The sequence below is a fragment of the Pseudomonas alliivorans genome, assembly GCF_017826695.1.
GTDB classification, from domain to species: domain Bacteria; phylum Pseudomonadota; class Gammaproteobacteria; order Pseudomonadales; family Pseudomonadaceae; genus Aquipseudomonas; species Aquipseudomonas alliivorans.
This window is the reverse complement of the sequence record NZ_JAFFZW010000002.1, coordinates 170,186-189,804: the sequence shown is the minus strand read 5'-3', so window position 1 is coordinate 189,804 and position 19,619 is coordinate 170,186. Positions and strand designations below refer to the sequence as shown.

General features: G+C 59.3%; 15 protein-coding genes and 2 pseudogenes. 11 read left to right on the top strand and 6 right to left on the bottom strand.

The genetic code is table 11. The features are described from left to right. Positions 1-68: 68 nt before the first annotated feature. The 5 genes and pseudogenes from JTJ32_RS05595 to JTJ32_RS26675 all read right to left on the bottom strand — a co-directional run. Positions 69-1,250, bottom strand: coding sequence for a hybrid sensor histidine kinase/response regulator (locus tag JTJ32_RS05595; protein WP_099230401.1), 1,182 nt, complete (start codon positions 1,248-1,250; stop codon positions 69-71). Continuing rightward, the gene (locus JTJ32_RS05590) at positions 1,244-1,858 is read right to left on the bottom strand and encodes a chemotaxis protein CheB (protein WP_099230387.1); all 615 of its coding nucleotides are present in this window, start codon (positions 1,856-1,858) and stop codon (positions 1,244-1,246) included. The genes JTJ32_RS05595 and JTJ32_RS05590 overlap by 7 nt, the downstream gene beginning before the upstream one ends. Continuing rightward, positions 1,855-2,676, bottom strand: coding sequence for a CheR family methyltransferase (locus JTJ32_RS05585; protein ID WP_099230385.1), 822 nt, complete (start codon positions 2,674-2,676; stop codon positions 1,855-1,857). Before JTJ32_RS05585 ends, JTJ32_RS05590 begins: the two co-directional genes overlap by 4 nt. Positions 2,677-2,722: 46 nt before the next feature. After that, positions 2,723-4,000, bottom strand: a pseudogene (locus JTJ32_RS26680) (response regulator); the annotation flags it as partial. 62 nt (positions 4,001-4,062) lie between these two features. Then, positions 4,063-6,229, bottom strand: a pseudogene (locus JTJ32_RS26675) (CHASE3 domain-containing protein); the annotation flags it as partial. Between the two features lie 331 nt (positions 6,230-6,560). Between JTJ32_RS26675 and JTJ32_RS05575 the strand changes: the two are divergent. The 3 genes from JTJ32_RS05575 to JTJ32_RS05565 all read left to right on the top strand — a co-directional run bounded on the left by JTJ32_RS05575 (position 6,561) and on the right by JTJ32_RS05565 (position 9,211). Then, entirely contained in the window at positions 6,561-6,926 is a 366-nt protein-coding gene (locus JTJ32_RS05575) for a response regulator (protein WP_099230381.1), read from the top strand. A 58-nt stretch (positions 6,927-6,984) separates the two neighbouring features. Next, complete coding sequence (locus JTJ32_RS05570) at positions 6,985-8,244, top strand: glycosyltransferase (RefSeq protein ID WP_210041819.1); 1,260 nt, start codon at positions 6,985-6,987, stop codon at positions 8,242-8,244. A gap of 415 nt (positions 8,245-8,659) precedes the next feature. Further along, positions 8,660-9,211, top strand: coding sequence for a BRO-N domain-containing protein (locus tag JTJ32_RS05565; protein WP_210041332.1), 552 nt, complete (start codon positions 8,660-8,662; stop codon positions 9,209-9,211). Between the two features lie 21 nt (positions 9,212-9,232). Here the strand turns inward: JTJ32_RS05565 and cobF are convergent, their stop codons facing one another. Beyond that, the gene (cobF, locus tag JTJ32_RS05560) at positions 9,233-10,012 is read right to left on the bottom strand and encodes a precorrin-6A synthase (deacetylating) (RefSeq protein ID WP_210041330.1); all 780 of its coding nucleotides are present in this window, start codon (positions 10,010-10,012) and stop codon (positions 9,233-9,235) included. A 129-nt stretch (positions 10,013-10,141) separates the two neighbouring features. Here cobF and JTJ32_RS05555 point away from each other — a divergent pair, with 129 nt between their 5' ends. The 8 genes from JTJ32_RS05555 (at position 10,142) to JTJ32_RS05520 (ending at position 19,553) form a co-directional block, all read left to right on the top strand. Next, on the top strand, positions 10,142-11,047 hold the full coding sequence (locus tag JTJ32_RS05555) for an AraC family transcriptional regulator (RefSeq protein WP_099230810.1): 906 nt from the start codon (positions 10,142-10,144) through the stop codon (positions 11,045-11,047). A gap of 239 nt (positions 11,048-11,286) precedes the next feature. After that, positions 11,287-12,609, top strand: a complete 1,323-nt coding sequence (locus tag JTJ32_RS05550; protein WP_210041328.1) for an ABC transporter substrate-binding protein — start codon at positions 11,287-11,289, stop codon at positions 12,607-12,609. 75 nt (positions 12,610-12,684) lie between these two features. After that, a complete protein-coding gene (locus JTJ32_RS05545) occupies positions 12,685-13,617 on the top strand; it encodes a carbohydrate ABC transporter permease (RefSeq protein WP_099230373.1) in 933 nt (310 codons plus the stop codon). A gap of 10 nt (positions 13,618-13,627) precedes the next feature. Beyond that, on the top strand, positions 13,628-14,461 hold the full coding sequence (locus tag JTJ32_RS05540) for a carbohydrate ABC transporter permease (RefSeq protein WP_004884895.1): 834 nt from the start codon (positions 13,628-13,630) through the stop codon (positions 14,459-14,461). 31 nt (positions 14,462-14,492) lie between these two features. After that, on the top strand, positions 14,493-15,599 hold the full coding sequence (locus tag JTJ32_RS05535) for an ABC transporter ATP-binding protein (RefSeq protein ID WP_210041326.1): 1,107 nt from the start codon (positions 14,493-14,495) through the stop codon (positions 15,597-15,599). Between the two features lie 18 nt (positions 15,600-15,617). After that, on the top strand, positions 15,618-17,099 hold the full coding sequence (locus tag JTJ32_RS05530) for a mannitol dehydrogenase family protein (RefSeq protein WP_184322872.1): 1,482 nt from the start codon (positions 15,618-15,620) through the stop codon (positions 17,097-17,099). 9 nt (positions 17,100-17,108) lie between these two features. Then, a complete protein-coding gene (xylB, locus tag JTJ32_RS05525; RefSeq protein WP_210041324.1) occupies positions 17,109-18,590 on the top strand; it encodes a xylulokinase in 1,482 nt (493 codons plus the stop codon). Between the two features lie 24 nt (positions 18,591-18,614). Further along, a complete protein-coding gene (locus JTJ32_RS05520; RefSeq protein WP_099230365.1) occupies positions 18,615-19,553 on the top strand; it encodes a carbohydrate kinase family protein in 939 nt (312 codons plus the stop codon). The last annotated feature ends 66 nt before the right edge of the window (positions 19,554-19,619 follow it).

Here is a 19,619-nt window from a genome sequence, read left to right as displayed (position 1 = left end):
GCGCTGAGGAGGTTGCGACGGAAATACGATAATTCCGTAATGCCATCTGTATTTGAGGCCTGCCCGATTTACTGAGGCAGGCAGACGCGGAAAACCGACCCCTTGCCCTCTTCGCTTTCCACCTCTATACGGCCGCCGTGAGCCATGACGATCTGTTCGGAGATGAACAGCCCGAGGCCGAGTCCGGCGACCGCATGGTTGGCCGAGACCCGTTCGAACTGCTGGAAGATACGCTTCTGGTTTTCGGGGGTAATACCGATGCCCTGATCGCGAACCTCGACACTGGCCTGACCGCCCTCGCAGTACACGCGAACCTCGATGGGCTTGCGAGCGCCATAGCGCAGTGCATTGGTCAGCAGGTTGGCAATCACTTGCTCGATCCTGAACTCATCCCACACGCCGATGACCGGCTCATCGGCAACCAGCGTGACGCTCGAGTTCGCCGCGGCGATCTGAGCCGAGAAATTTTCCAGCAGTTGGGTCACCAGTTCGCACAGGTCGAACGGACTGGGCCGGATAGACAGCTTGCCCGTCCGGATGCGCGACACGTCCAGCATGTCTTCGATCAGCCGTATCAGGCTCTGAATCTGACGCTCGTCGCGGTCGACCATGGCGCGCAGCTTGTCGAGCGTAAACGCCGACATGTTGCCCTTGGCCAGGTGCAACTGGCGCAACTGGGTTTCCAGAATGAGGCCGTTGAGCGGCGTACGCACCTCATGGGAGACAATCGACATGAAGTCATCACGCATGCGTATCGCGTGCTCGAGTTCACCCTGAGTGGATTGCAGGCGCTTGAGCAGTGTCTCCTGCTCCTGGCGGCTGCGTTCAAGTTCTTCGACCTGCATCTTCATGGCTTTGCGCTGCCGGAACAGATCGACGAACACGTTGACCTTGCTCTTGACCGCATGGATGTCCAGCGGCTTGTGCAGGAAGTCCACCGCACCGCTTTCATAGCCCTTGAACGCGTAATTGAGCTCACGACCCGCAGCGCTGACGAATACAATGGGGATGCTCTTGGTCTTCTCGGTGCTGCGCATCAGTTCGGCCAGCTCAAAGCCATTCATGCCGGGCATCTGCACATCGAGGATGGCGAGGGCGAATTCATGCTGCAACAGGAGCGACAATGCCTCGTCAGCCGACAGCGCCTTGAACACCAGTCGGTCCTCGCGCTTGATCAGCGCTTCGAGGGCCAGCAGGTTCTCCGGCAGATCGTCGACGATCAGCAGTTTTGCCTGGACTTCATTTAGCATGCGATTCGTTCCAGCTCGGCCAGCAAAGGTCCGATTTCGTTCAAAGACAGAAGATAATCCGGCGAATGCAGCGCCAGAGCGGCCTCGGGCATGGTACGCGCCTGGGCCTGCCGTGGGTCCTGAATCACTGTGAAACCTTTATAATGCTTGATTTGCAGCAATCCCTGCGCTCCGTCGTTGTTGGCACCGGTCAGCAGCACGCCCGCCAGGCGCTCACCGTAGGCGTCCGAGGCCGAGTCGAACAGGATGTCGATGCTCGGCCTTGAATAGAAAACCCGGTCTTCCTGACTCAATGACAACGTACGGTCAGTCTCGACAGAGAGGTGATAACCCGACGGCGCAAAATATAACGTGCCGGGCACAATACTTTCCTTGTCGTCGGCTTCCTTTACCGGAAACGGCAGACGACTCTGGAACACATGCGCCAACTGGCTGCGACGATCATCCGGCAGATGCAGCACCACCAGGATAGGCAGGCCGAAACCCGGTCGCAGACAACTGAAAATTTTCAGCAGCGCCTCGACACCACCTGCAGAAGCGCCGACCACAATCGCATCCACTACCGGCAAAGCGTTGTCGGTCGAAGCCCCGGCAAAGGTCGTCTTCATGATTTGCGGTAGATCCGCTCAGGCTTGACCAGCGCCTCGAACGCATTGCCATAGGCTGAAAACTCGAGCGTCTCCTTACTGCCCAACGCCAGAAACCCCCGATGACAAAGCGAGTCATGAAACAACCCAAAAGCTCGATCCTGAAGTTTTTTATTGAAGTAAATCAATACGTTACGACAGGAAATAAATTGCGTCTCGGAGAATACACTATCTGTCGCCAGACTGTGATCGGCAAAGGTCACGTTTTCACGCAACGTCTTGTCGAAGATCGCGTAATCATAGGCCGATGTGTAGTAGTCCGTGAAATCACGCAACCCACCAGACTGGCGATAGTTCTCGGTATAGGCACGCAGGTTTTCCATCGAGAAAATGCCCTGCTTGGCTTTCTCCAGTGAGCTGGGATTGATATCGGTGGCGTAGATGATCGTGCGCTCCAGCAGCCCTTCCTCACGCAGCAGAATGGCCATTGAATACACCTCCTCTCCGGTACTGCAGCCGGCGATCCATACCTTGATGGAAGGATAGGTGCGTAACAGCGGCACGACTTCCTGGCGAATCGCCAGGAAGTGCGACGGATCCCGAAACATCTCACTCACGGGAATGGTGAGGATCTGCAGCAACTGCATGAACGCGGCCGGGTCGTGCAACACACGCTCCTGGAGCGCGGAGATCGTGCTGCAATCGAACTGGCGCAACGCGTGCGCCACACGGCGCTTGACCGAAGCGCCGGAATAATCCCGAAAGTCGTAGCTGTACTTGAGGTAGATCGCCTCAATAAGCAACCTCAACTCGATGTCGGCGTTGCGATCAAGGTGCATGGACGAACCCGAAAATGTGGTCGAAGACCGGTTTGGCCGTGCGCATTCAAATACGTTCCATTTTTGGCAGCCACACGCGAATCAACGAGAACAGTCGGTCAAGGTCGATCGGCTTGGCCAGGTAGTCGTTCGAACCTGCCTGCAGGCAACGCTCCTGGTCATCCTTCATGGCCTTGGCCGTTACCGCAATGATCGGCAGCTTGCGCCAGCGCGGATCCTTGCGAATCTCGATGGTCGCTTCATAGCCGTCCATCTCCGGCATCATCACGTCCATCAGCACCAGATCGATATCTTCGACTTCATTGAGTTTCGCAATCGCTTCGAACCCGTTACGCGCAATCTCGACTACTGCGCCCTTGTGCTCCAGCGCACTGGTCAGCGCGAAGATGTTACGCACGTCGTCATCGACCACCAGAATCTTGCGAGCCTCGAACACCTTGTCGCGGCTGCGAGCCGTCTTGAGCATCTTCTGACGCTCATTCGAGAGCTGGGACTCCACCTTATGCAGGAACAGCGTCACCTCATCGAGCAGACGCTCCGGCGAGCGAGCGCCCTTGATAATGATCGAGCGTGAATACTTCATCAGCTCGGCTTCTTCATCACGGGTCATGTTACGCCCGGTGTACACGATCACGGGCGGGAACGAGCAGATTTCCTCGGTGGACATGCGCCGCAACAACTCGTCGCCGAGCATGTCCGGCAGCTTGAGGTCGATGATCATGCAGTCATAGACGTTGTCGCGCAGCAGATCCAGCGCTTCCTGAGCGAAACCTACTGCGGTGATCTCGATGTCGTCGTCACCAATCAGGCGCGCAATGCTGTCACGCTGCAAGGCATCGTCCTCGACCAGAAGAATGCGTTTGACCTTCTGGGTCAGTTTCGCTTCCAGCTTGGCGAATACGTCCTTGAGTTCTTCGCGGGTCGTGGGCTTGACCGCGTAACCGATGGCCCCCATGTGCAAGGCCGCTTCCTGCCGGTCCTCGACCGAAATCACATGCACGGGGATGTGTCGGGTAGGCGCCAGTTCCTTGAGGCGTTGCAGCACTGTGAGGCCCGAGTGGTCCGGCAGGCGCATGTCCAGCAGGATTGCGTCCGGCGTGAAGCGCGCGGCCAGATTGAAGCCGTCGTCGGCCGCATGAGCCACCAGGCAGTAGTAGCCCAGTTCATGAGCGAGATCGAACAGTATCTGGGCGAACCGCACTTCATCTTCGATGACCAGAATGCAGCGCTTGTCGAACGGCGCCTTGTCGCGGTCATCGTCGAACACCGGAATCGCCTCGTCACGCGCCGCTACCGGCTCCACTACAGGCCTGGCGATGACCGGCGCGGGCTTGATCGGTACCGACACCACGGCAGCAACGTTGGAACCCTGGCTCTCTGCGGAGTGCTCGATGTACTGCTCCGGCAATACCAGCGTGAAGATGCTGCCCTGCCCCGGCGCACTGGTCACGCTGATCGAACCACCCAGCAGCGCGGCCAGGTCGCGGGAAATCGACAGCCCAAGCCCGGTGCCGCCGTAACGACGGTTGGTCGTGCCATCTGCCTGACGGAATGCTTCGAAGATGCTCTGCTGATGTTCTTCAGCAATGCCGATGCCAGAGTCGCGCACCGTGAATGCAATACCTGAACCCGGCTGACGCGACACGATCATGCTCACGGTGCCGGTTTCGGTGAATTTGATGGCGTTGGACAGCAGGTTCTTCAGAATCTGCTCCAGTCGCTGCCGGTCGGTGTACAGCATGGTCGGCGCACCGGGCTGAATTTCGACCGTGAACTGCAGACGCTTCTCGGTTGCCAGAGGCTGGAACAGGCCGCGCAACCCCTCCACCAGACGCGACACGCTGCTGTTTTCAGGCCGCACTTCAAGCTTGCCGGCCTCGACCTTGGAAATGTCCAGAATGTCGTTGATCAGGTTCAGCAAGTCATTGCCCGCCGAATAGATCGACTCGGCGAATTTGACCTGTTCGGCAGTGAGGTTCTCGGTCGGGTTTTCGGCCAGCAGTTTGGCCAGAATCAGCGAACTGTTGAGCGGCGTGCGCAGCTCATGGGACATGTTGGCCAGAAATTCGGACTTGTACTTGCTGGAGCGCTGCAACTCGTCGGCGCGGGCCTGCAATTCGACCTGGGCCTGATTCAATTCTTCATTGTTGCGATCCAGCGCATCGCGCTGATCAGCCAGCGCCTGACCCTGCTCGGCGAGTTGTTCGTTGGTCTGCTCAAGCTCGGCCTGCTGGGTCTCCAGATGCACCTGGGATTCCTTGAGAATCCGCGACTGCTCCTCGAGCTCTTCGTTGGCGGTACGCAGTTCTTCCTGCTGCACTTGCAGCTCTTCATTGAGCTGCTGTGTCTCGGACAGCACTTCCTGAAGACGCTGGCGGTAACGAGCCGCCTCGATGGAGGTGCCAACGCTGTCGGAGATCAATTCGAGGAACTCAATGTCCTGTTCGGTCAGCGCGTGCAAAAAGCCCAGCTCGATCACGCCGTTGACCTGATCGTCATTGCTGGTCGGCACAACGATCACGCTGCGTGGCGAGCCGTCGCCCAGACCGGAACTGACCTTGAAGTAATCGACGGGCACATCGTTCAGAGTAATGACACGATCCTGTCGCGCCGCCTGGCCGACGATACCTTCATCGCTATGAATGGTCTGATCGCGCGCTTCCTGTTCACGCGAAAAACCGTAAGAGGCCACGCGCACCAGACCACCGTGCTCCTGACGCACATAGATCGCAGCCACTGAAGCCCCCAGGTACCGGGCCAGAAAAAGCAGTATATTGCGGCCCAGCATGTTCAGGGTCAGTTGCCCCAGAACCTGTTCGGCCAGCTCGCTCTGCCCGTTGCGCAGCCAGGCAACTTTCTGCAGGCGTTCGGCGTTGATTTCCTGCTGCCTGAGGTTCTCGCTGTAGGTGTCGGACAGCGACATCAGGTCACGACGGCCGACCCAGGCCAGTATGCCGCTGACGATAACCACGAAAACCAGGTACAGCGCGACAGACATCACCGTACTGCGGGTCACTTCGGCGTTGCGGTTCAGGCGCAGTTGCTGCTCCATCTCCACCGCCTGATCGTATTCGGTACGGATCTGGTCAGTGATACGCTTGCCCCGCCCGGCCAGGACCGGCGTCTGGTAGTCGCCGTTTTCGCGGCGCAGCTTGATCATCTCAAGCGCAAAGGCATTCCACTCGTCCTGCAGGGTGAGCAGGCGCCGGAAACGGTCGAGCTGAGTCGGGTTGTCTTCCACCAGCGTCTGGAGCCCTTGAAGTTCCGCCGCCAGCAGAGGCTTGGCAACTTCATAAGGGTCGAGAAAATGCTGATCACCGGTCAGCAGAAAACCGCGCATGCCGGTTTCCATGTCGATGGACAGCTTCATCGAGCGATTGGTGTTGTTGATGACTCTATCGGTATGTTCGACCCATTGAATGGCCGACAGCAGATAGCTGATCAAAAGGATGAAGAAAACCGCGCTTAACACGCCGACAGCTAGAGGCAGACCAACGTTACGTCCCAGTAGTTTGCGGAAGCGTTGTTCATCGACGACAGACGTCCGATTCATGAAAAATCCCTGACGGTTGGATCAAAACCGTAGAGTTTGCCGTAAACCCGTGAAAAAGACTCTCATTTCTCACTTAGAGGATTGAAATTTCACACATAAATCGGCGATAAGCTCCTGCGCATCGGCAAGCGTGGCTCTTACGTCATGGATTGCTATGCTGGTTTGCGGGGAACCGCGACAGATTGAACTTCTGTGTGCATTTTATTTACTGATACAGGGACTGTATGAATAGCGGACACGTCAGGGTCATTGACCTTGCACTGCCCGGCAAGGCGCATGACGTTCTGCGTTCTTTGCACCACCTTTATTTTCAGGCTTTAAGGAGTCAACCATGCCGGACGCAACCAGCACCATTCTTGTGGTCGAGGATGACACTATTGTGCGCATGCTGATCGTCGACGTTCTCGAGGAGCTGGAATACACGGTGCTCGAAGCCGAAGATGCAATGACCGCGCTTGAAATCATCAAGGACCAAACCAGAAGCATCGACCTGATGATGACCGATCAGGGCCTGCCTGATCTGAAAGGCACTGAACTGGCCAAAAAAGCCAGAGCGTTGCGCCCTGAACTGCCCGTATTGTTCGCCAGCGGGTATTCGGAAAACATCGAGGTGCCTGAGGGCATGCACTCGATCGGCAAGCCCTTCTCCATCGATGATTTGCGCGACAAGGTAAAAAGCGTTCTTGACCAGCATTGATATCGAAACATCCAGCCGCCTCTCCCCGCCTGCCGAGAACGCCACCCAGCGCCTGTTGATGATCGGGTATGTCTGGCCCGAGCCGCGCTCGTCTGCGGCCAGCGGGCACGTGATGCAATTGATTCGCTGCTTCCTCGAACATGGCTGGCAAATCACCTTCGCCAGCCCTGCCACAGAAGGCGAGCATCGCGCGGATCTGGTCAGCCTGGGCATCACCGAGGTGCACATTGAGCTCAACAACAGCAGTTTCGATGCGTTCGTCAGCGACCTTCAACCCGACGTGGTGCTGTTCGATCAGTTCATGATCGAGGAACAGTTCGGCTGGCGGGTCGAGCAGCAGTGCCCCGGCGCGCTACGGATTCTCGAGACCTCCGACCTGCAGAGCCTGCGCCATGCACGCCATCAAAGGCTGAAGGATCTGCTGAACGAAGAGTCCGGCAATGACGTTTCAGACCTGTTCGGCGCTGGCGATGCTGAATTGTTCAGCCTGATGGCGGCCAGTGATCTGGCCCAGCGTGAAATCGCATCGCTGTACCGATGCGACCTGAACCTGATGACCTCGGACGTGGAGATCGATCTGCTGACAGGATCGTTCGGCATGCCTGCATCATTGCTGCACTGGTGCCCGCTGATGCTCGATGAACCATCGCGGGCCGCCAGGCCGTTTGACCAGCGTGCGCACTTCCTCAGCATTGGCAACTTCCGCCATGCGCCGAACTGGGATGCGGTGCTCTGGATGAAAAACGCCATCTGGCCGCTGATCCGCCAGCAGCTGCCTCAGGCGCAACTGCACATCTACGGCGCCTACACGCCGCCCAAGGCGACGGCGCTGCACAATGGCGCTCAAGGTTTCCACATCATGAATTGGGCCGAGGATGCGCTGCAGGTCATGTCCGACGCACGCGTATGCCTGGCACCCTTGCGCTTCGGGGCCGGCATCAAAGGCAAGCTCATTGATGCCATGCTGTGCGGCACACCCTCGGTCACGACACCGATCGGTGCCGAAGCCATGAGTGGCGGGTTGCCATGGCCCGGAAAGGTCGAGACCGATCCGGCGCACATCGCAGACGCCGCGGTGCGTCTTTATCAGAATCGAGCCCTGTGGTCTGAAGCGCAAACGGCTGGCTGGACCCTCTTGAACGCGCGTTTTCGACACGAGCAGCATTGCGCCAGCCTGATGGAGCGCATCGACGCCCTGCGCCGCGACCTGCCGAGCCACCGGCTGGCCAATTTCACCGGCTCGATGCTGCGGCACCATCACCACAAGAGCACCAAGTACATGGCGCAGTGGATCGAGGCGAAAAATCGCAAGGTTTGAGTGTTTTCTGTCAATACACGGATGCACATTCGCCCGATATCGGCATGCATCCTTTTACGCTTAAAGCCTGTAAAGCGGCCCGAAAGTCGTCTGCTAGTAGCGACAATTCCCTTCCCTTCGTATGAAGTTTCCGAGAAAATCCTGACCGCTTGCGCGTGTCGATTTGCGGCTTTAAGGTGCGCCGTCGCTGCAGAACAGTGACCGGATTTGACGATCCGAACCTTCATTCGCAATCGCGATGCATGTTGCCTTTGCACTTCCTGTGCTCAAGGTGACCTCATGGCGGCTGTGCGTCGGAGACCTTCGGGTCTGCCGGTGTGCTTGAGTGAAGGCCGGTTCGTCAACCTTCGCACAGCTGCCACCCACTGCGTTTGACGACGCCGGGCAGCTCTTTTACTCAAAGGAGCTTTCACTCATGGACCTGCCACACCCCGCCTCCCCTTGCACCGACTATCTCGAACCCACCGTCTTCATCCGCCATCACCGCATGCTGCGAGCCGTCATGATCGGTGCTCAGGCCTGGTTTCCCCTGTCAGACCTTGCCCGCCTCATGGGCAAGCGCCTGGACGAACGCTCTACGCTGAAACTCGATGCCGATCAATCCCGCACAGCGTGGCTGCAGACGCACGAAGCGTGGGAACGCTGCCTGATGCTCAGCGAATCCGCAGTGTTCGCCATGCTCGTCCATCATTACGTTCCCGAGAACCGAGCCCTGCGTCAATGGCTGGTTCAGGACGTACTCCCGACCTTGCACGCCCGGCATCGCGAAGACTTCGACCACCCTGAATCCTGTCAGATGCGCTGGCAAGGGCGTCCGCTGAGCACACTGCAATGGCATGACGATCTCTGGATCAGATTGCGCGACGTGCCTGAACTGGTTCAGGTGCAGACAACTTCAGACTCAGCGCCCGTGAAAGGGCCGTGGTGGAAACGGTTGATGACGCAATCCGGGCGATTCAGGGCCTGAAGCCCGGTGCTCCCTGGACGGTCAATCTGTCGTCTGCGTCGGGGAACAAGGCCTGCGTAACAGATACGTATCCATTACCCACCCCTTGCGCTGTCGCGCCTCGGCGCGCAGGCGTTTGATCTGTTCACACACGTCATCGAGCCTGCCTGACACCAGTATCTCGTCTTGGGTACCCAGGTAGGCGCCCCAATAGATATCCAGCCCCTTGCCGACGAAACGATCAAAGGTGCAATGGGCGTCGAGCATGACCACCGCGTTGTCTGGCTCATCTTCCGGGCTCGCTGCAAGGCGACGGCCTGTGGTGATCAGAAGCGGTTCGCCGATACGGTTCAGCGGTATGCGATGACTGGCGACCAGCGCCTGCACGCTGGTGATGCCAGGAATGACCTGATACTCAAGGACTTCCCTGCCCCGCGCCAGCACCCGGTCGAGGATGCGCATGGTGCTGTCGTAGAGCGCGGGATCGCCCCAGACCAGAAACGCGCCCACCGCGTTCTCGCCAAGCTCATCGCCGATCAGGCGCTCAAACAGGATGGCGCGCTGTTCGTGCCAATGCTCGACACCGCGCTCGTAGCCGTCTGGATCGTCTTCGCGGCGCGGGTCCTGGACCTGCACCAGCCGATAATCGGTGTGCGTGATGTAGCGCTCGCAAATCGCTTTGCGCACTTGCAGCAGATCGTCGTCGGCATAACCCTTGTCGAGCAGGAAGACGGCGTTCGCCCGGTTCAGCGCGTTGATGGCCTGAACCGTGATCTGCTCGGGATCGCCGGCCCCCATGCCGATGAGAAGAATCTGTTTCATCGCGTCCCGCTCCTGCAATCACTGCTGTGAAGAGTGACTGATCCTAAGCGTTTTTTCGGTGACGGTCGGGCAATGATCTGAAAAATGAGGCACATTAACGCTCTGGCAACCACTGCAAACGGCCACGCCATGAGCAAAACAACAAGAATTGCGGACCCTTCCTATGAATTGATGGACGACCATAACGGTCTTTCGATCATTTATCGCGAGCACGGTTTTCCCTGTCCGCTGGTGCGCTGGCACTTTCACAAGGAATACGAGTTGCACCTGATCGTAGCCAGCTCCGGAAAGGTATTCGTAGGTGATTACATCGGCAACTTCCACCCGGCCAGCCTGTTCCTGACCGGTCCCAACCTGCCGCACAACTGGATCAGCCAGATCGACGAAGACGAAGTCGTGCCCAAGCGCGACATGCTGGTCAACTTCACCGACGAGCTGCTGGAAAGCGGTAATCAGGTCTTCGCCGAACTCAGAACCCTGGCGCCGCTGCTGGAGCGTGCCCGCTACGGTATCGAGTTTCGCTGCAAGCGCACCATTCGCCAGGCCATGAAGCTGATGCAACGCATCGCCGACTCCAGCGGCATCACCCGTCTGGGCCACTTCTTCATACTGCTGGAACTGCTGGCGGCCAGCGATGATTATCAGTTGTTGTCCGGCACGGCCGTCACCCATGCGGCGGACGAGCACAGCGTCGACCGGACCAACCGGGCGGTGGATTACATCTTTGCCAACTACAGCCGGGAATTGCCGCTGGAGGAAGTTGCCGAGTACCTGGGCATGAAGCCCACGTATTTTTCCAGAGTCTTCAAGCAGGCCACCGGACGCTGCTTTGTCGAGTTCGTGAATCGCCTGCGCATCAGCAAATCCTGCGAGCTCCTGGCAGATGGCGACAAGCCAGTGACCGACGTGTGCTTCGAGTCCGGCTTCAACAACATTTCCAACTTCAACCGGCGCTTTCAGCAACTCAAGGGCATGACGCCATCGCATTACCGGCGCCTGGCCGTCCAGCGACTGACCGAACAAAACCTGTACTGATTCGCCCCGCCTCCTCGCCCATCGTCTACGCTCAAACTTCGCCAACGCCTGTCACCGGGCGTTCGCGGTGCAGGCACGCTTGCAGACTCACTGCAAAAAAGTATCAGTGGCAGTGCGGTGCAGGATTTGTCTTTCATCACGAACGCCGTTGTAATCAGTCCACATCTTCCTTCCTCCGGAAGAGACAAAAACAATAACCTGCCTTCTGCAGCTCTCTGGGCGTGGAAGAGGAGTGATCAATGAAGACCTCAGCAAAAGTTCTGCTTGCCAGTACCGTCCTCAGCACCTGTTTCATGGCCAGTGGCACCGCCACTGCCGGAACCGTGACCATCGCCACGGTCAACAACAGCGACATGATCCGCATGCAGCGCCTCTCCAAGACCTTTGAAGAAAAGCACCCTGACATCAAGCTCAACTGGGTGGTGCTCGAAGAAAACGTCCTGCGTCAGCGCCTGACCACTGACATCGCCACCAAGGGCGGCCAGTTCGATGTGCTGACCATCGGCATGTACGAGGCGTCACTGTGGGGCGCCAAGGGCTGGCTGCAGGAAATGAAGGACCTGCCTGCCAGTTACGAACTCGATGACGTGTTCCCTTCGGTGCGTGACGGCCTGTCGGTCGACGGCAAACTGTTCGCCCTGCCGTTCTACGCAGAAAGCTCGATCACCTACTACCGCAAGGACCTGTTCGAAAAGGCAGGCCTGACCATGCCCGAGCGTCCGACCTGGACCCAGATCGCCGAGTTCGCTGGCAAGCTCACCGACAAATCCAAGGAACAGTACGGCATCTGCCTGCGCGGCAAGGCCGGCTGGGGCGAGAACATGGCGCTGATCACCACCCTGGCCAACGCTTACGGCGCACGCTGGTTCGATGAGCAGTGGAAACCACAGTTCGATCAGCCGGAATGGAAGAACGCGCTGAATTTCTACGTCAACACCATGAAGCAGTCCGGCCCGCCGGGCGCATCGAGCAACGGTTTCAACGAGAACCTCGCACTGTTCAACAGCGGCAAGTGCGCCATCTGGGTAGACGCCAGCGTGGCCGGCTCCTTCGTGACCGACAAGACACAAAGCAAAGTGGCTGACAGCGTCGGCTTCACCTACGCGCCGCATGAAGTGACCGACAAGGGCTCATCCTGGATTTACTCGTGGTCCCTGGCGATTCCTGCCAGCGCCAAGAATGCCAAGGACGCCGCCGAGTTCACCCAGTGGGCGACCTCCAAAGAGTACGCCGCGCTCGTGGCCGAGAAGGATGGCGTTTCCAACGTGCCGCCAGGTACCCGCGCTTCGACCTACAGCGATGAGTACAAGAAAGCCGCACCGTTCGCCAACATCACGCTGGAGTCGCTCAAGGCTGTGACGCCCAAGACACCGACCCTCAAGCCGGTGCCTTATGTCGGTATTCAACTGGTGACGATCCCCGAGTTCCAGGCCATCGGCACCAGTGTTGGCCAGCAGTTCTCGGCCGCGCTCATCGGTCAGACCTCGGTCGATGCCGCCTTGAAAAATGCTCAGACCTCCACAGAGCGCGACATGAAGCGCGCGGGTTACCCGAAGAAGTAACCGCACGCTGCAGGGCGGGAGATCCACTTCTCCCGCCCTTGCATCAAGACTTTGTGATATCCGATGGGAGCCCCCATGAAAACCTCAGCCATTTCTGATCGTACGGACGCGTCCGGCGAACTGCCCCCGATCAAAAGCCGTCGTTTCAAACCGGGCTGGTTTCTGGTCAGCCCTTCCGTCGCGCTGCTGCTGGTATGGATGATCGTCCCGCTGGGCATGACCATTTATTTCTCGCTGATTCGCTACAACCTGCTGTCCCCCGGCGACAATGAATTCGTCGGCCTGGAGAACTTCCAATACTTCGTGACCGACAGCGGCTTTCTGCCTGGCGCAGGCAATACTCTGCTGCTGGTAGGCAGCGTGCTGGCGATCAGTGTCATTCTCGGCGTGCTTATCTCGGCGCTGCTGGAAGCCAGTGAGTTCTTCGGTCGCGGCATCGTACGGGTGCTGTTGATCTCCCCGTTCTTCATCATGCCGACGGTCAGCGCGCTGATCTGGAAAAACCTGATTTTCCACCCGGTTTCCGGCGTGCTGGCGGCGGTGTGGAAGTTCTTCGGTGCCGAGCCCATCGACTGGTTCGCACACTACCCGATGCTGTCGATCATCATCATTGTGTCCTGGCAATGGCTGCCGTTCGCCATTCTGATTCTGATGACCGCCATGCAGTCGCTGGATCAGGAACAGAAGGAAGCGGCGCGTCTCGACGGCGCAGGCCCTGTCGCGATTTTCTGGCACCTGACCCTGCCGCACCTGGCTCGTCCGATTGCAGTCGTGGTGATGATTGAAACCATCTTTCTGCTGTCGGTATTCGCTGAAATCTTCACCACGACCAACGGAGGTCCGGGTTTTGCCTCGACCAACCTGGCTTACCTGATCTACATCCAGGCGCTGCTGCAGTTCGACGTCGGCATGGCGTCTGCGGGCGGACTGATCGCCGTGGTCATCGCCAACATCGCAGCGATCGTCCTGATCCGGATGATCGGCAAAAACCTCACCGACAAGTCATGAGGGCCCTGCCATGATGACGCTCAAACAATCACGCCGCTTGCAAAGCCTGTTGCTCGGGACCCTGTCCTGGCTCATCGCCGCGCTGATCTTCTTTCCGATCTTCTGGATGGTACTGACCAGCTTCAAGACCGAAATCGACGCCTTCGCCACGCCGCCGCAGCTGTTTTTCACGCCGACACTGGAAAACTACCTGCACATTCAGGAGCGCAGTGACTACTTCCACTTCGCCTGGAACTCGGTGCTGATCTCGTTCAGTGCGACCATCCTGAGCATGCTGGTTGCCATTCCGGCGGCCTACTCAATGGCGTTCTTCGAAACCAAGCGCACGCGCGGCACCCTGCTGTGGATGCTTTCCACCAAGATGCTGCCGCCGGTGGGCGTGCTGATGCCGATCTACCTGCTGGCCAAGACCTTTGGCCTGCTTGATTCGCGGCTGGCGCTGATCATCATTTACACGCTGATCAACCTGCCGATTGTGGTCTGGATGATCTACACCTACTTCAAGGACATCCCGGGCGAAATTCTCGAAGCTTCGCGTCTGGACGGCGCCAGTACCCGTCAGGAAATCTTTCGCGTGCTGATGCCGATCTGCAAGGGAGGCCTGGCGTCCACTGCCCTGCTTTCGCTGATCCTGTGCTGGAACGAAGCGTTCTGGTCCCTGAACCTCACCTCGTCCGCCGCTGCGCCGCTCACTGCGCTGATCGCATCCTATTCAAGCCCCGAAGGTCTGTTCTGGGCCAAGCTGTCCGCCGTCTCGACGCTTGCCTGCGCACCGATCCTGATCTTCGGCTGGATCAGCCAGAAGCAACTGGTTCGCGGTCTTTCGTTCGGCGCCGTCAAATAGCCCCGGCCTACAGAATAAAAAGGAGTCCATCATGGCTAACCTCAGCATCAGAAATCTGCAAAAAGGCTTCGACGGTCATCAAATCATCAAAGGCATCGACCTTGACGTGAAAGACCGTGAGTTCGTGGTTTTCGTCGGTCCATCGGGCTGCGGCAAATCCACGCTGCTGCGCCTGATCGCAGGGCTGGAGGAAGTGACCTCCGGCACCATCGAACTCGATGGCCGCGACATCACGCAGGTGACCCCGGCCAAGCGTGACCTGGCGATGGTGTTTCAGACCTACGCGCTGTACCCGCACATGACTGTAGGCAAGAACCTGTCGTTCGCCCTTGACCTGGCTGGCGGCAACAAGGACGAGATCAAGAAGAAAGTCGATGAAGCGGCCCGCATCCTGGAGCTGGGGCCGCTGCTGGAGCGCAAGCCCAAGCAGCTTTCCGGTGGTCAGCGTCAGCGGGTCGCGATTGGCCGGGCCATCGTGCGTAATCCGAAAATCTTCCTGTTCGACGAGCCGCTCTCCAACCTCGACGCCGCGCTTCGCGTGCAGACCCGTCTGGAACTGTCGCGCCTGCATAAAGAACTACAGGCAACCATGATTTACGTGACCCACGACCAGGTCGAAGCCATGACCCTCGCAGACAAGGTGGTGGTGCTCAACGGCGGCAAGGTCGAACAGGTCGGCTCTCCGCTGGACCTGTATCACCATCCGGCGAACCTGTTCGTGGCGGGCTTTCTCGGCACGCCAAAAATGGGTTTTCTCAAAGGCAAAATCAGTCGCATCGACAGCGGCAGTTGTCAGGTGGATCTGGACGCGGGCACCACGATCAGCATGCCGGTCAGCCGCGCAGGTCTGGCAGTCGGCGCTCCGGTCACGCTGGGCATCCGCCCCGAGCATCTGGACATCGCCCAGAGCGGTGATTGCCAGCTGCAGGTCATTGCCGACGTCAGCGAACGCCTGGGCAGCGATACCTTCTGCCACGTGCGTACCCGTTCGGGCGAGGCACTGACCATGCGTATTCGTGGCGATCTGGCCAGCCAGTATGGCGAGACGCTGCATCTGCACCTGGACAATGCCCACTGCCACCTGTTCGACGCTGACGGTCTGGTGATCCCCAAAGCCCTGCAGACCGCTGCCGCCTGAGTACTGGAGAGTCCTGTCATGAAATTGAACAAACAGAATCTGTCGCGCCTGGGTACCGATATTGACGTGCCTGCGTATTCGGCGACCGACACCCGCCAGGGCATCGCTCACATCGGGGTCGGCGGTTTCCACCGCGCCCATCAGGCGTTTTATACCGATGCGCTGATGAACACCGGCGAAGGTATGGACTGGAGCATCTGCGGCGTCGGTCTGCGCCCCGAGGACCAGGCTGTGCGCGATGCCCTCGCCCAACAGGATTACCTGTACACGCTCTACGAGCTGGGCGACACACCGGACACCCGGACACGCGTCATCGCGTCGATCAGCGGCATGCTGCTGGCCGGGGACAGTCCGCAGGCGCTGATCGACAAGCTGGCCAGCCCGGACATCCGTATCGTGTCGTTGACCATCACCGAAGGCGGCTACTGCATCGACGACAGCAACGGTCAGTTCATGACGCATCTGCCGCAGATTCAGCATGACCTTGCCAACCCGAACAGCCCGAAAACCGTGTTCGGCTTCCTGTGCGCGGCACTCGCCCGACGCCGCGCCGAAGGTACGCCCGCTTTCACGCTGATGTCCTGCGATAACCTGCCACACAATGGCGCTGTCACGCGCAAGGCGCTGCTGGCCTTCGCCGCCCAGCGCGACGCCGACCTGCACGACTGGATTGCAGACAACGTGAGCTTTCCCAATGCGATGGTCGACCGCATCACGCCAATGACCAGCGCCGCTCACCGACTGAAGCTGGCTGACGAGAAACACATCGACGATGCCTGGCCAGTGGTCTGCGAACCGTTCGTGCAGTGGGTGCTGGAAGACAAGTTCGTCAACGGCAGGCCCGCCTGGGAAAAGGTCGGCGTGCAGTTCACCGACGACGTGACGCCTTACGAGGAAATGAAGATCAAGCTGCTCAACGGCAGCCATCTGGCACTGACCTATCTGGGCTTTCTCAAGGGCTATCGGTTCGTACACGAGACCATGAACGATCCGCTGTTCGTGCGTTACATCCGCGCCTACATGGACCTTGACGTCACGCCGCAACTGGCGTCGGTGCCCGGTATCGATCTGGAGAGCTATAAGGACACGTTGATCGAGCGATTCTCCAATCAGGCGATTGCCGACCAGTTGGAGCGGGTCTGTTCGGACGGTTCTTCGAAATTCCCGAAATTCACGATTCCGACCATCAACCGGCTGATTGTCGATCAGGGCAATCTGGAGCGGGCCTCACTCGTGGTCGCCGCCTGGGCCCTGTACCTGAAGGGTATGGACGAGAACGGCGCGGTCTACAGCATTCCCGACCCACGCGCCGAGTTCTGCAAAGGCCTGGTCGCCGACGATGCGTTGATCACCGAACGTCTGTTGCAGGTCGAAGAAATCTTCGGTCTGGCCATCCCGCAGTCGGCACCTTTCGTGGCAGCGTTCGAACAGAACCTGAAGGATCTGCGCACACTGGGCGTCAGCGGCACTCTGGAAAAATTACTGGCCAAGGGCCGCTGAGGGACAACCATGTTTCTTGGAATCGATTGCGGCACCCAAGGCACCAAAGCCTTGCTGCTCGATACACAGACAGGCCGTGTACTGGGCGAAGGCTCAGCGCCCCACAGCCTGATCAGTGACCATCACGGACGTCGCGAACAGGACGTTCAGCAATGGCTCGCAGCCCTGAAGCACGCGGTCGGCGAAGCGCTCGCCCAGTCCGGCGTTTCAGGACAGCAGGTGAAAGGTATCGGCATTTCCGGACAGCAGCATGGGCTGGTACTGCTCGACGCGCAGGGCCAGGTGCTGCGGCCGGCCAAGCTCTGGTGCGACACCGAAAGCGCTCCGCAAAACCAGCGTCTGCTGGACCATCTGGGTGGTGAAACAGGTTCACTGGAACGCCTGGGACTGGTCATCGCGCCGGGCTATACGGTGTCAAAGCTGTTGTGGACCCAGGAGCAACACCCGGAACTGTTCGGGCAGATCGACAGGATCCTGCTGCCGCACGACTACCTGAACTACTGGCTGACCGGCCGCTGCTGCACCGATTACGGCGACGCCTCGGGCACCGGTTATTTCAATGTGCGCACGCGCGAATGGGATTTGCCGCTGCTGGCACACATCGACCCGAGCGGACGCCTTGAAAAGGCACTTCCGCAGTTGCTGGACGCTGAGCAGGCCGTTGGCACAGTGCGGCCCGAGATTGCCCAACTGCTGGGTCTGAATCCTCAGGCGCTGGTGTCCAGCGGCGGCGGCGACAATATGATGGGCGCCATCGGCACCGGCAATATCCAGCCGGGGTTGATCACCATGAGCCTGGGTTCTTCCGGCACGGTGTATGCGTTCGCCGATCAACCTGCGGTCAGCGAGCACGGTTCGGTTGCGACCTTCTGCTCGTCGTCCGGCGGCTGGCTGCCGCTGATCTGCACCATGAACCTGACCAACGCCACGACGGCCATCCGCGAGCTGTTCGCGCTGGACATTGCGGCTTTCAATACGGCCGTAGCCAGCGCGCCGATTGGCGCCGAGGGCGTGCTCATGCTGCCGTTCCTGAACGGCGAGCGCGTACCCGCCCTGCCCGACGCCACCGGCAGCATTCACGGTCTGGACAGCACCAATCTGAGCCAGGCCAATCTGTGTCGGGCGGTGGTGGAAGGCACGACGTTCGGCCTGCGCTACGGGCTCGATCTGCTGCGCGCCAGCGGCATCAAAAGCGAGAGCATCCGCCTGATCGGCGGCGGTTCGAAAAGCGCAGTCTGGCGGCAGATCGTGGCCGATATCATGGACACGCCGGTGGTCTGCACAAGCTTCGCAGAAGCCGCGGCATTGGGCGCGGCAATCCAGGCGGCGTGGTGCTGGTCATCGGCCACAGGTCAATCCGGCAGCATGCAGGACCTGTGTGAGCGATGCGTAAGCCTGGACCCAGCCAGCGAGACCCGACCGATTGCGCAGAACGTGGCCGCCTATCAACAGGTCTACCGGCATTATCAAGACCAATTACGAGCAGTTTGAACCTGCCTTTTTGACGGAGCACCTATGTTTCTGGTTTGCGGCGAAGCCCTGTTTGACATTTTCACCCGCGCCGACACTGGCAGCGCGCTCAATAAACTGGGGTTTGACGCCATCGCCGGCGGCTCGCCCTTCAACGTTGCCATCGGCCTGCGCAGGCTGGGTGTCGAATCCGCGTTGTTTGCCGGTCTGTCGACGGATTACCTGGGCAGTCGTCTGCGCGCTGTGCTTGAGGACGAGCAGGTCGGTACAGCGCATCTGATTGAATTCAATGCGCCTACCACACTGGCCATGGTCGCGGTCGGGGCCGACGGTTCGCCCACCTACAGCTTCAGAGGCGAAGGCTGTGCCGATCGCCAGTTGCGCCTGGAACACTTGCCCAGACTCGATGACAAGGTACGAGGCATTCATGTCGGCTCGTTCTCGCTGGTGGTGCAGCCGATTGCCGATACGCTGCTGGCGCTGGTCGCCCGTGAGAGCGGCAAACGCCTGATTTCGCTCGACCCGAACGTACGCCTCAACCCGGCGCCGGACATCGGACGCTGGCGCTCCCAGATCGCGGCATTTGCCGAGCATGCGCACATGATCAAGGTCAGCGATGAAGACCTGCACCTGCTGTATCCCGACCGCGACCCCGAGACCATTGCAAAAGGCTGGCTGAACCGGCATACGCACCTGGTCATCGTGACGCGCGGTACACAAGGCGCCAGCATCTTCACCCGCGAGCACGGCACCTGGTCGATCCCGGCGAAGAGCGTCGTGACGGTGGACACAGTTGGCGCAGGCGACACGTTCCAGGCAGCGCTGCTGACCTTCCTGACCGAGCGGCAGGCGGATACGCCAAAGGCGCTGTCGGAAATCACGAAGGAAATGCTGGATCAGATGCTGGAGTTTGCAGCGAGTGCAGCGGCGCTGACCTGCACACGGGTCGGGCCGGATCTGCCCTACCGGGACCAGTTACGCTGAGTGACCGCAGAGCGTCCGGGTGTGCACGCTGAACCGCCTCAACGAAACCCGGGCAAAAAAAATCGC